The sequence below is a fragment of the Stenotrophomonas sp. AG209 genome (genome assembly GCF_003550055.1).
In the GTDB taxonomy this organism is placed as follows: domain Bacteria; phylum Pseudomonadota; class Gammaproteobacteria; order Xanthomonadales; family Xanthomonadaceae; genus Stenotrophomonas.
In genome coordinates this window covers 1,645,239-1,657,947 of record NZ_QXDB01000001.1, presented here as the reverse complement: position 1 = coordinate 1,657,947, position 12,709 = coordinate 1,645,239, and the positions used below count along the sequence as shown (strand labels likewise).

9 protein-coding genes are annotated in these 12,709 nt (G+C 67.6%); 7 read left to right on the top strand and 2 right to left on the bottom strand.

The window, feature by feature from the left end; genetic code table 11:
- The first annotated feature begins 68 nt into the window (after positions 1-68).
- The 7 genes from DFO63_RS07735 to DFO63_RS07705 all read left to right on the top strand — a co-directional run bounded on the left by DFO63_RS07735 (position 69) and on the right by DFO63_RS07705 (position 10,641).
- A complete protein-coding gene (locus tag DFO63_RS07735; protein ID WP_119006724.1) occupies positions 69-2,747 on the top strand; it encodes a DUF2339 domain-containing protein in 2,679 nt (892 codons plus the stop codon).
- Positions 2,744-4,120: a DUF3999 domain-containing protein gene (locus DFO63_RS07730; RefSeq protein WP_119006723.1), complete on the top strand. Its 1,377-nt coding sequence runs from the start codon at positions 2,744-2,746 to the stop codon at positions 4,118-4,120. The genes DFO63_RS07735 and DFO63_RS07730 overlap by 4 nt, the downstream gene beginning before the upstream one ends.
- A gap of 581 nt (positions 4,121-4,701) precedes the next feature.
- Positions 4,702-5,877 (top strand): phosphoglycerate kinase, encoded by a 1,176-nt coding sequence (locus DFO63_RS07725; RefSeq protein ID WP_049442696.1) that lies wholly within the window; start codon positions 4,702-4,704, stop codon positions 5,875-5,877.
- Positions 5,874-6,527, top strand: a complete 654-nt coding sequence (locus tag DFO63_RS07720) for an HAD hydrolase-like protein (RefSeq protein ID WP_014038298.1) — start codon at positions 5,874-5,876, stop codon at positions 6,525-6,527. Before DFO63_RS07725 ends, DFO63_RS07720 begins: the two co-directional genes overlap by 4 nt.
- Before the next feature lie 174 nt (positions 6,528-6,701).
- Positions 6,702-8,168: a pyruvate kinase gene (pyk, locus tag DFO63_RS07715; protein WP_049442695.1), complete on the top strand. Its 1,467-nt coding sequence runs from the start codon at positions 6,702-6,704 to the stop codon at positions 8,166-8,168.
- A 196-nt stretch (positions 8,169-8,364) separates the two neighbouring features.
- Positions 8,365-9,369, top strand: a complete 1,005-nt coding sequence (locus DFO63_RS07710) for a class I fructose-bisphosphate aldolase (protein ID WP_006465625.1) — start codon at positions 8,365-8,367, stop codon at positions 9,367-9,369.
- A 129-nt stretch (positions 9,370-9,498) separates the two neighbouring features.
- The gene (locus DFO63_RS07705; RefSeq protein WP_049442694.1) at positions 9,499-10,641 is read left to right on the top strand and encodes a hypothetical protein; all 1,143 of its coding nucleotides are present in this window, start codon (positions 9,499-9,501) and stop codon (positions 10,639-10,641) included.
- 90 nt (positions 10,642-10,731) lie between these two features.
- On the opposite strand, the gene DFO63_RS07700 is transcribed toward DFO63_RS07705, so the two are convergent.
- Positions 10,732-11,331 (bottom strand): O-acetyl-ADP-ribose deacetylase, encoded by a 600-nt coding sequence (locus DFO63_RS07700; RefSeq protein WP_014038294.1) that lies wholly within the window; start codon positions 11,329-11,331, stop codon positions 10,732-10,734.
- Positions 11,332-11,602: 271 nt separating this feature from the next.
- Entirely contained in the window at positions 11,603-12,562 is a 960-nt protein-coding gene (gene cysK / locus DFO63_RS07695) for a cysteine synthase A (RefSeq protein ID WP_046432270.1), read from the bottom strand.
- Between the last annotated feature and the right edge of the window lie 147 nt (positions 12,563-12,709).

Here is a 12,709-nt window from a genome sequence, read left to right as displayed (position 1 = left end):
CCACCCTGTCGTAGCATGGGGCGGTCGACCGCTGCCGCTGGGGCGCGGGAACGCAATGGAAGCACGCAATGGAAGCACTGATCGCCCTGGTCGTACTGGTCCTGTTGGCCATCCCGCTGCTGCTGGTGGTGGCGCTGGTGATGATCGCCGGCCTGCGCCGCCGCGTCGCTGCGCTGGAAAGCGCCATGGCCGCCGCGCCTGCCACCGCCAGGCCGGCCGCTACCGCGCCCGCGCCTGAACGGCCTGTGGCCACGCCTGCGGCCGGCGCCGATCCACCGTTCCTGCGGCCGGTCGCCGCTGCTGCGCCGCAACCCCCGCAGCCACCGGTGCGCGACGCAGCGCCGACCGAGGCGCCTGTTCCCCGACCTGCTGCGCCACCGCCGGTACCACCCGTTCCGGTGCAGCCGCCGCTGCCTTCCGAACCGGCACTGCCCAACGTCATCGAGCGCGGCATCGGTGCGGTCAAGCGCTGGTTTACCGAAGGCAACGTGCCGGTCAAGATCGGCATGCTGGTGCTGCTGGCCGGTGTCGCGGCACTGCTGAAGTACGTCAGCGACCAGGGCTGGCTGGTGTTGCCGATCGAGCTGCGCATGGCCGGTATCACCGTGGGTGCGCTGGGCCTGCTGGCCTTCGGCTGGCACCAGCGCGAGCGCCGGCGCCTGTTTGCGCTGGCGTTGCAGGGCGGTGCCGTCGGCGTGCTGCTGCTGACCATCTTCGCGGCCTTCAAGCGCTTCGACCTGATTCCCCCGGGCTTTGCCTTCGTCAGCTCCATTGCACTGGTGGCCGGGCTGTGTGTGCTGGCGGTGGTGCAGAACTCGCGCACGCTGGCCGTGCTGGGCATCCTGGCCGGCTTCATGGCACCGCTGTGGCTGTCCACCGGCAGTGGCAACCACGTGGGGCTGTTCAGCTATTACGCCGTGCTCAACGCGGGCATCTTCGCCATCGCCTGGTTCCGTCCATGGCGCGCGCTGAACCTGCTGGGCTTCGCCTTCACCTTCGGCATCGGCACCTTCTGGGGCGTGCTGCAATACGCACCGGACAAGTTCAGCAGCACCGAGCCGTTCCTGGTGCTGTTCTTCGTGTTCTACCTGTTGATTCCGCTGCTGTACGCGCGCCGCCAGCCGGCCGGCCGGCGCGAACTGATCGATGGCAGCCTGGTGTTCGGCACGCCGCTGGTCGCGTTCTCGCTGCAGGCGGGCATGCTGCACGAGCAGCCGATGACGCTGGCACTGTGCGCGCTGGGCCTGGCCGCGATCTACGCGGTACTGGCGCGGGCACTGATCGCACGTGCGTCGTACACCATGCTGGCGCAATCGCATGCCGTGCTTGCGGTGGGCTTCGCCACGCTGGCGGTGCCGCTGGCACTGTCGGCGCGCGCCACCGGTGCCGTGTTTGCACTGGAAGGTGCAGGCCTGGCCTGGTTGGGGCTGCGCCAGAAGCGCTGGCTGCCGCAGGTGTCCGGCGCGTTGCTGCAGATCGGCGCCGCATTCGCCTTCGTTGCCGGCGGTGACCACTGGCACGAAGACCTGCGCTTCCTGATCAACCCGACCGCCATTGGCGCGCTGTTGCTGGCCCTGGCCGGCTTCGCGTCGGCGTGGAGCTATCAGCGCAGGCCGCGTCATGAGGTCGCACTGGTGTATTACCTGTGGGGCCTGCTGTGGTGGTTGGGCGGCCTGGTCCATGAGATCACCCGCTTCTTCCCCTACCGCACCGAAGTGGACGCGTTGCTGGTGCTGGCTGCGGTCACTGCCTGGCTGGCCGCCGAAGTGCAGCGTCGCCAGCCGGCGCGTGCGCTGGGCGTGACCGCACTGGCCATGCTCGCGCTGGGCTTCCCGCTGGCGCTGATGCAGAGCGATGCGCACCACCAGCCGTTCGCCGGCTACGGCGCGCTGGCCTGGGCGGTGTTCGCGGTGCTGGGCGTGCGTACCCTGCTGTGCCTGCGCAAGGGCGGTGACACCGTGGCCCGCATCGCGCAGTTCCTGTGGTGGCTGCTGTGGCCGTCGCTGCTTTCGCTGCTGGCCCTGTGGGGCGGTGGCGAAGCCGATCTGGCGCAGGGCTGGACCACCCTGCTGGTGACCTTGCCGTGGCTGCTGATGGCGGCGCTGTCGCTGTGGCGCTGGAACGCGCTGCGCTGGCCGCTGGGGCAGGCCTTCGACAGCGTGCGCGTGCCGCTGCAATGCGTGCTGTTCGGCCTGTTGTCGATCGGATGGTTGTTCGGCCAGCTGCTGCCGGGCGACGCCGCGCCGCTGTTGTGGCTGCCGGTGCTGAATCCGGCCGAGATCGGCCAGTGGTTGAGCCTGCTTCTGCTGGCGCGCTGGCTGTACGGCGATCAGCGACCACAGGCGCCGCAGGCATTGCTGAACATCCGCATGCCGCTGCTGGCACTGGCGGCCTTCGTCGCACTGACCAGCCTGGTGCTGCATGGCGTGCACCAGTGGGGGGGGCTGACCTGGAACGCGTCGATGATGCGCTTCAGCCTGGCGCAGACCAGCCTGACCGTGTTGTGGAGCGTGCTGGGCGTGATTGCCTGGGTGTGGGGTTCGCGTCGTGGCCAGCGTGTGTTGTGGATGGTCGGTGCCGTGCTGATGGGTGTGGTGCTGGCCAAGCTGGTTGTTGTCGATCGCCAGCACCTGGGCAATCTGCTCGGCATCGCATCGTTCATCGCCTACGGCCTGCTGTGCACGGTCGTGGGTTATCTGGCACCGGCACCGCCGAGCGCGGCGCCGTCCGTGGAGGAAAAACAATGAGGAAGTGGAGCAGGGCGCTGCTGCCGGCGATGTTCGGCATGCTGGCCGCCGTCGTGGTGCAGGCGGCCGACTACCGCACGCAATATGCCGAGCAATGGCCGCTGACGTTGTCCAGCGCGCAGTCCGGCGCTTACCGCATCGTGCTGGAGCCGGCGATCTACCGCCGTGCCGTGAGCCCCGACCTCAGCGATCTGCAGGTGTTCAATGCGGCCAGCCAGTTGTTGCCGTCGGCACTGCTGGCACCGGACCAGCCGCTGGCGCAACCGCCGGTGCAGCGTGAACTGCCGTGGTTCGCATTGCCGCCGCTGGCCGATGCCCAGCGCAACGACCTGCAGCTGCTGACCGAGCGCGATACCGACGGCCGCGTGCGCCGGGTCGAGGCACGGGTGAGTGGTGGGGCGGTGGCGAACGGGCAGGGCGGTTGGCTGATCGACGCCAGCATGCTCGACCAGCAGCCGTTGGCAGCGCTGGTGCTGGACTGGGCCGACAGCGGCCAGCCACTGCAGGCACAGGTGCAGCTGGACGCCAGCGAAGACCTGCAGCACTGGCGCTCGATTGGCAGCGACGTGCCCCTGGTGGATCTGCAGCGCGCCGGCAAGCGCCTGCTGCAGCGCCGCCTGCAGGTGGACGGCACTGCACGCTACCTGCGTATCCTGGCGCAGGGCGATTCGCGCCTGCCGACCCTGCGTGGCGTACTGGCGGAATTGCCGCCAGCGCCGGCGACGCTGCCGTGGGAATGGCTGTCGCTGGAGCCGACGTCGAAGGGCAAGGGCGAGTACACCTTCGAGATGGATGGCCGGTTCCCGGTGGCGCGCGCCGATGTGGCCAGCACCGACAACAGCCTGGTGCAATGGACGCTGTTCAGCCGCGATGATGAGAGTGCGGAGTGGCAGCGCCGCAGCGCGCCGTGGATCGCCTACCAGGTGCAGCAGGGCACGCAGGGCCAGCGCCAGCAGTCGGCGGCGCAGCCGCTGGGCGGCGTGCACCGCGACCGCTACTGGAAGCTGGTGGCGAATCCGGCGGAAACCGCCACCGCGCCGACACTGCGCCTGGGCTACCAGCCGGAAGTGCTGGTGTTCCTGAGCCAGGGGGCAGCGCCCTACGCACTGGCGGTGGGTAGCGCGACCGCACACCGCACGGACGCGCCGATCGGGGTGCTGATCGAAGAGCTGCGGCAGCGCAATGATCCGTCGTGGCAGCCGACGCTGGCGCGACTGGAAGGCAGCCCGGAACCGCTGGCGGGCGATGCGGCGCTGAAGCCGCAGCACGATTGGAAGGCGTGGTTGCTGTGGGCGCTGCTGGGGCTGGGCGTGCTGGTGGTGGGTGGGCTGGCGCTCAGCCTGCTTCGGCAGAAGCCTGCGCCTTCGGAATAGGTTCCAGCGAACGGCGCAGCCCCTCGTGGGTGGCCGTGTAAAGCAAAAGCAAAAGCCGCGTTTGGCCGGGCGGGGTGGGTTCGCGGGGGACGCCGCGAACCCACCCCGCCCGGCCTCTGACAGTTTCCGTGTGCGTCCATCCACGGAAGAGAAAGAAGAAGAGCAAGAGCGGAAGCGGGTCGCTTCGCTCGACGGCCCTCGGGGTCAGATCCGTTTTCCGCAGGAAAACGGATCTGACCCCTTCCTTTTCCAACCGACATCAGAAACCGCTTCTGCCTTTGCCATCCGCTCCGCCACATGAACCTGTCGAGGCCGGGGTGGTGTGGGCTGGCAGGGGTGTCAGCCGCATGGATGCGGCTGCCAAGCCTCCAAGGACGGATTCACGGCGTCCCCTGCCAGCCCACACCACCCCGGCCCAGCCCCAGCATCACGAAGCGCCAGCGCTTTGGCCGTTGCCGTTGCAGTTGCTGTTGCAGTTGCTGTGCGCCTCTGCCTGCCGCAGGCATCGGCCCTCCCACCACCCGCGATACAATGGCCGTCTGCCGTACCCGGCATCCCGTCCCTGAGCCAAAGAGTTGCCCATGTCCATCGTCCGCATGACCGACCTCGACCTCTCCGGCAAGCGCGTGCTGATCCGCCAGGATCTGAACGTGCCGATCGAGAATGGCCGCATCACCTCCGAACAGCGCATCACCGCTTCGCTCCCGACGCTCAAGCGCGCGCTGGAGCAGGGTGCGGCGGTGATGGTCACCTCGCACCTGGGGCGCCCGAAGGAAGGCGTGTGGAGCGAGGCCGACTCGCTGGCGCCGGTCGCGCAGCGCCTGTCCGAGCTGCTGGGCCGCGAGGTTCCGCTGGTGCGTGACTGGGTTGACGGTGTCGACGTGCAGCCGGGCCAGTTGGTGCTGCTGGAAAACTGCCGCATGAATGTCGGCGAGGGCAAGGACGACGAAGCCCTGTCGAAGAAGTACGCCGCCCTGTGCGATGTGTTCGTGATGGATGCCTTCGGTACCGCACACCGCGCGCAGGCCTCGACCCATGGCGTCATCCGCTTCGCCCCGGTGGCGGCCGGTGGCCCGCTGCTGATGGCCGAGCTGGACGCGCTGGCGCAGGCGTTGGACGCACCGGCCAAGCCGCTGCTGGCCATCGTCGCCGGCAGCAAGGTCAGCACCAAGCTGGAACTGCTGGCCAACCTGGTCGGCAAGGTCGACCAGCTGATCGTCGGTGGTGGCATCGCCAACACCTTCATCGCTGCCGCCGGCTACAAGGTCGGCAAGTCGCTGTACGAGCCGGACCTGCTGGACACCGCGAAGAAGATCGTGGCCGACGCCAAGGCGCGTGGCGCCGATATCCCGCTGCCGGTCGACGTGGTCACCGCCAAGCAGTTCATGCCGGATGCTGTTGCCGAAGTGAAGGCGGTCGACGCCGTCGCCGAGGACGATCTGATCCTGGACATCGGCCCGCAGACCGCTGCGCAGTACGCGCAGCTGATCGGGAAGGCCGGCACCGTGGTCTGGAACGGCCCGGTCGGCGTGTTCGAGTTCGAAGCCTTCAGCAAGGGCACCGAAGCGCTGGCCCGCGCCATCGCCAGCTCGCCGGCATTCTCCATCGCCGGCGGTGGTGACACCCTGGCGGCGGTGGACAAGTTCGATATCGCCAAGCAGGTCAGCTACATCTCCACCGGCGGTGGTGCGTTCCTGGAGTTCCTGGAAGGCAAGACCCTGCCGGCCGTCGCCGCGCTCGACGCGCGCGGCGCATGAGTGCCGACCGCAGCAAGGATGTCCTGTTCTTCGACCTCGACGGCACGCTGATCGATTCGCAGGTGGGCATCACCGCCTGCATCGCCTATGCGCTGCAGAAGATGGACCATCCGGTGCCGCCGCAGGAAACGCTGCTGGGCTGGATCGGTCCATCGCTGCGCACCACCTTCGCGCCGCTGTTCGTCGAACCGGCGCGGGTGGAACAGGCGGTGGGCTACTACCGTGAACGCTTCGACGCCGAAGGCTGGCGCGAGCACACGGTGTACCCGCAGGTGGAAGACACCCTGCGCACGTTGCATGGCCGTGGCCACCGCCTGGCGGTGGTCACTGCCAAGAACGAGCCGCACGCGCGTCGCATCCTCGCCCACCTGCCGTTCGGCGGGCTGTTTGAGGAGATCGTTGGTTCGACCCTGGATGGCTCGCGCAGCCACAAGCCGGAACTGGTCGGCGAAGCATTGCGTCGGTTGCAGGTGCAGCCTGCGCAGTGCTGGATGATCGGCGACCGCCGCATGGACATCGAAGGCGCGCGCCATCACGGCCTGCGCAGCGTCGGCGTGCTGTGGGGCTTTGGTGGTGAGGAGGAACTCACTGCCGCCGGTGCTGGCCAGCTCGCCCGTGAGCCGGTACAGCTGGAAACGCTGCTGGCCTAGTCCCCTGTAGAGCCGAGCATGGGCTCGGCTCTACCGAACTCCCTGCGCCAGCGTATGTCCGGACCATGTCCGTTCCATGACCCGCGGAGTCAGGCAGCACAAGGCTGTAACCGTATACATGCGGCGTGAAGGATGTGCTAATTTCCGTTCTTTAACGGGAGAGGCCCATCCACCATGTTCGAGCGTCAGCGTCGCACCAAGATCCTTGCCACCCTCGGTCCGGCCACTGATCCGCCGGGCGTGCTGGAGGATCTGTTCCGCGCCGGCGTCAATGTGGTGCGCCTGAACTTCAGCCATGGCGATCCGTCCGGCCAGGCCAAGCGTGCCGCCGAAGTGCGTGCTGCTGCGGCCCGCGTGGGCGTGGAAGTGGGCATCCTGGCCGACCTGCCGGGCCCGAAGATCCGCATCGAGCGCTTCGCCGAAGGCAAGGTGCAACTGAAGGCGGGCGACCGCTTCGACCTGATCGCCAGCGAGAACGCCGGCCCGGGCACGGCCAGCCAGGTGGGCGTGAGCTACCTCGGCCTGCCGCAGGACGTGGGCCCGGGTGATGTGCTGCTGCTCGACGACGGCCTGATGCAGTTGCAGGTGGTGGAAGTGCAGGGCGACCGCATCGTCAACACCGTGCTCAACGATGGCGTGCTGTCCGACCGCAAGGGCCTGAACAAGCAGGGCGGTGGCCTGTCGCTGGGCGCGCTGACCGAGCGCGACAAGGAACTGATCGGCATCGTTGCCAAGATCGGCGTCGACTTCATTGCCGTGTCGTTCTGCCGCAACGCGCAGGACATGAACGACGCGCGTGACATCGCCCGTTCGCACGGCTGCGATGCCGCGCTGGTGTCGAAGATCGAACGTACCGAAGCGATCGAGAACCTGGAAGAAATCGTCGAGGCCAGCGACGTGGTGATGGTCGCCCGTGGCGACCTCGGCGTGGAAATCGGCGATGCCGAGCTGCCGGGCCTGCAGAAGAAGATCATCAAGGCCTCGCTGGCGCAGAACAAGGTTGTGATCACCGCCACGCAGATGCTGCAGTCGATGGTGGAAAGCCCGATCCCGACCCGCGCCGAAGTGCTGGACGTGGCCAACTCGGTCATCGACGGTACCGATGCGGTGATGCTGTCGGCGGAAACCGCCGCTGGTGCCTATCCGGTCAAGGCCGTGGAAGCGATGGCGCGCATCTGCCTGGGGGCCGAGCGCCAGTTCCAGACCGAGACCGACTTCAACGCCTCGCCGCGCAACCTGGAACGTGCCGACCAGGCGATTGCCATGGCTACCATGTTCCTGTCGCAGCACGTGGGCGTGCGTGCGATCGTGGCGATGACCGAATCCGGCGGCACCGCGCGCTACCTGTCGCGTTTCCGCGCCAAGGCGCCGGTGTTCGCGGTGACCCGCCATGACGGCGCGCGTCGCCAGATGGCGCTGATGCGCGATGTCTATCCGATCAACTTCGACAGCCGCGGCCTGACCCCGCGCGAAGCCGCGCGCGGCAGCATCCGCCTGCTGGTCGAATCCGAGCTGCTGCAGGCCGGTGACCGTGTCGTGTTCACCAGCGGCGAGCACATGGAGACCCTGGGTGCAACCAACACCCTGCGCCTGCTGGAAGTGGGCGAAGATGGCCGCGCCAGCGGCCTGGGCGATCTGTAAGTAGTGTTGGCCCGGGGTCGGAGCCGCGTTGCGGGTCCGACCCCAGGGTCAGATCCCCGCAGGGGCTCCGGCCCCATGCCGCAGGACAACTTTTGTCCTGCGCCAGCGTGGAAGCGTTTCCATCCTGTCCTCCACGGCGAGGCAACGGGCAGCGGGGCTATACTTACGTTTTTCCCGCACCCGCCACAGGAAATACATGAGCATCGAACAGCTGGCTGAAACCGCCCAGGCCATGGTCGCCCCGGGCAAGGGCATCATCGCGATCGACGAATCCACCGCTACCATCGCCAAGCGTTTCGCCGGCGTCGGTATCGAGAACACCGAGGAGAACCGTCGCGCCTACCGCGAGCTGCTGCTGACCACGCCGAAGCTCAACGAGCACATTTCCGGCGCCATCCTGTACGACGAAACCATCCGCCAGTCGACCAAGGACGGCGTGCCGTTCGCCAAGTACATGGCCGACCACGGCATGATTCCGGGCATCAAGGTGGACAAGGGTGCGCACCCGCTGGCCGGCTGCCCGGGCGAGCTGGTCACCGAAGGCCTCGACGGCCTGCGCGAGCGTCTGCAGGAGTACTACAAGCTGGGTGCGCGCTTCGCCAAGTGGCGTGCGGTCATCAACATCGGCGAGAGCATCCCGTCGGGTACCTGCATCGAGTCCAACGCCCACGCGCTGGCCCGCTATGCGGCGCTGTGCCAGGAATGCGGCCTGGTGCCGATGGTCGAGCCGGAAGTGATCATGGACGGCGACCACGACATCGAGACCTGCTACGAAGTCACCGAAGCCACCCTGCGTTCGCTGTTCGATGCCCTGTACCAGCAGAACGTGCTGCTGGAAGGCACCATCCTGAAGGCCTCGATGGTCATCTCCGGCAAGGGCTGCGATGAGCAGGCCGACGTCGAGGAAGTGGCCGAGTCGACCGTGATGTGCCTGAAGAGCACCGTGCCGGCGATCCTGCCGGGCGTGGTGTTCCTGTCCGGTGGCCAGAGCGACGAGCAGTCCACCGAGCACCTGAACGCGATGAACCAGCTGGGCAACCTGCCGTGGCCGCTGAGCTTCTCCTACGGCCGCGCCATGCAGCAGGCCGCGCTGAAGCTGTGGGCCAAGGACATGAAGGGCAACTACGCTGCCGCCCAGAAGACCGTGTACGAGCGCGCCAAGGACAACGGCCTGGCCGCGCTGGGCAAGTGGAACGGTTGATCCGTTCCCTTGCAGGATGAACAGGGCAACGCCGGCTTTACGCCGGCGTTTGCTTTTGCGGGTATCTTTTCCGCCCCCACGTGCCCGGCCGGCATGCGGGAACCACATGGAAGGCCAAGGAGAAACAACATGCGTTTGGCAGCAATCACACTGGCCGTTGCCACGGTCCTGGTCGCCGGCGGTTGCAACCGCATCGGCGGCGGCGCGGATGCGGGCAAGGCCGCGTCACTCGATTTCGACAAGCCGGTGTCCGGCGAGATCACCTCGCGCAGCGGCATCAACTACAACGACGGCAGCCACCACCAGCTCTACCAGATCAAGCTGGAAGACAAGCAGCTGGTCGGGCTGAAACTGACCGGTTCGCTGAGCGGCTCGATCGCCGTGTTCAGCAACGGCAGCCTGGTGGCCAGCAGCAACACCGGCTACGAGCGCGAAGGCGATGTCTCGCTGGCCTTCCGTGCCAACGGTGGCGGCACCTATCAGGTGGCGGTCAACGCCAACGGCTCGACCGATTACGGTCCGTACCGCCTGCGCGCCGAGAAGCTGGTGCCGTATGACGGCAGGCCGCTGGCGGGTGGTGGCGAGATCGTCGACATGCTGGCCGGTGGTTCCCAGGACTACACCCTGCAGGTGGACAAGGCCGGCCTGTACGAGATCCGCCTGGTGTCGGACGTCTTCGATCCGGTGCTGAAGCTGTCGGGCCAGGGCGTGGATGCCGAGAATGACGACGGTGGCGACAGCACCAACTCGCGCCTGACCCTGTCGCTGAAGCCGGGCAAGTACACCCTGACCGCGCGTGGCCTCGGCGACGGTGTCACGGGCATGTTCACCCTGTCGGCCAACCGCATCGAGCTGCCCGGTAATCTGGTCGAGCGCGATGGCACGGCGCTGCCGAAGTCGGGCAGTGTGTACACGATGCTCGACAACGATGGCCGCCGCCGCTTCCTGCTGTCGCTGGACCGCCCGGCCGATGTGCGCCTGGATGCGATCTCCAGCCAGGTCGATACCGTGCTGCGCGTGGTCGGTGGCGATGTCGAACTGACCGATGATGACGGTGGCAACGGTACCAATTCGCGCCTGGAAGAGACCCTGCCGGCCGGTCACTACACGGTCGACGTGTCCAGCCTGAACAATGGTGCGGGCATGGTGGAAGTGCGCGTGCAGGTGGATGGCGCCAGCGCCGATGGGGCTGCGGCCTCCGCGGCACGTGCGGCTGCCGACGCGGCCGCCGTGGCCGATGACGCCGCCGCGGTGGAAGCCGCCAGCCGTTGAGCGTGATCCACGCCGCGCGTGGATGAGGACAATGGTGCAACGGAAAAGGCCGGGCAATGCCCGGCCTTTTCTTTTGCTCGCATCGCTGATTCAGTGCGCGGCGGCAAAGCCTGCATCACCCAGGGGCGGCAGCATCGACACGCGCGGTTCGCTGTCCGCGCTTTGCCCGGCGGCGCTCAACGCCTGCTGGTAGGCCTTGGCCGTAGCGGTATTGAACGCCACCAGCACGATGCGCATCGGTTGTGCATGGCTGCGCTGCCACGCCAGTGTTTCCGTCACTGCGATCTGCGCCGCCTGGTACAGCGGGTAGCCATACACGCCGCAGCTGATCGCGGGGAACGCGATCGACTGTACGCCCAGCGACTCGGCCAGTTGCAGCGATTTCCAGTAGCAGTTGGCCAGCAAGGCCGGTTCGTCGCGCTGGCCGTCGTGCCAGACCGGGCCCACCGTGTGCAGCACATGGCGCGCCGGCAACGCGTGGGCGGCGGTGGCGCGCACTTCGCCGGTCGGGCAACGCACGCCCGGGCGCAGCTCCGGCAACTGCTCGCACTCGGCCAGCAGTGCGGGGCCGGCTGCGCGATGGATCGCGCCGTCGACACCGCCGCCACCGAGCAGTGTTTCATTGGCCGCGTTGACGATCGCATCCACCGCCAGGGTCGTGATGTCGCCCTGCCAAACCTCGATCTTCATGCGTCCGTCTCCTGCCTGTGAGGTGATCCGCGCAGCATCTGCGCCGGCTGTTCCCACGGTAGGGGACAGGGCATCGATACTGCGTCATGACCGTCTCACGCGCTGCGATCCGACGGCCTTCACGCACGATGGCGGGCGACGCCTTCACGCAGGCTGAAGCAGAAAGGGGTCAGATCCTTTTCCGCGCGAAAAGGCTCTGACCCCCGAGTTCCATGGTGAGCTGGCAGGGTCAGAGCCCTTTCCCGACGGGAAAGGGATCCGACCCTGTACATCACGGCAGGCCGGCCAGCCAGTCGTCGTCGGAGCCTTCGTTCACATCGGCGAACAGCGGCGTGGAGAAATAGCGTTCACCGGTGTCCGGCAGCATCGCCAGGATCACCGAGCCCGGTTCAGCGCGCGCGGCCACGTCCAGCGCACTGGCCACGGTGGCGCCGGCGGAGATGCCGACGAAGATGCCTTCCTCGGCGGCCAGGCGGCGCGCGGTGGCGATCGCGCGGTCATCTTCGACCGAGACCAGTTCGTCCACCACATCGCGGTTGAGCACGTCCGGCACGAAGTCCGGAGTCCAGCCCTGGATCTTGTGCGGCTTCCAGTCATCGCCCTTGAGCAGGGCGGCGCCGGCCGGCTCGGTGGCGATGATGCGGGTCTGCGGGCGCGCGACCTTCAGCACTTCGCCAACACCGGTGAGCGTGCCGCCAGTGCCCCAGCCGCTGACGAAATAGTCCAGCCGCTTGCCGGCGAAGTCGCGCAGGATTTCCGCGGCGGTGGTGTTGCGGTGATAGGCCGGGTTGGCCGGGTTGGCGAACTGGCTGGCCAGGAACCAGCCGTGCTGTTCGGCCAGTTCGGCCGCCTTGCGCACCATGCCGCTGCCGCGCTCGGCGGCCGGGGTCAGGATCACCTTGGCACCATAGGCACGCATCAGCTTGCGGCGCTCGACCGAGAAGGTCTCGACCATGGTCGCGACGAACTTGTAGCCGCGCGCGGCGGCGACCATCGCCAGGGCCACGCCGGTGTTGCCCGAGGTGGCCTCCACGATGGTGTCGCCCGGCTTGAGCAGGCCACGCGCTTCGGCGTCGAGGATGATCGCCAGCGCCAGGCGGTCCTTCACCGAGCCGCCCGGATTGAACGACTCGACCTTGGCGTAGACGCTGACCTGCGGCGGTGCCAGACGCTGCAGCTTGACGATGGGGGTGTTGCCGACGGTATCGAGGATGGAGTCGTACAGGGCCATGGAAGCGCTCCGGAAACGGGGCCGCGCCGGGCTTCGGCGGGCGAAGGGGGAGGGCTGGCTGTTCAGGCCAGCGGCTGCCGGCTGACCGTAGCGCCGGCATATGACGCCCGGAAATGACCAGATACCTTTCTTAAACAACCTTTGGTT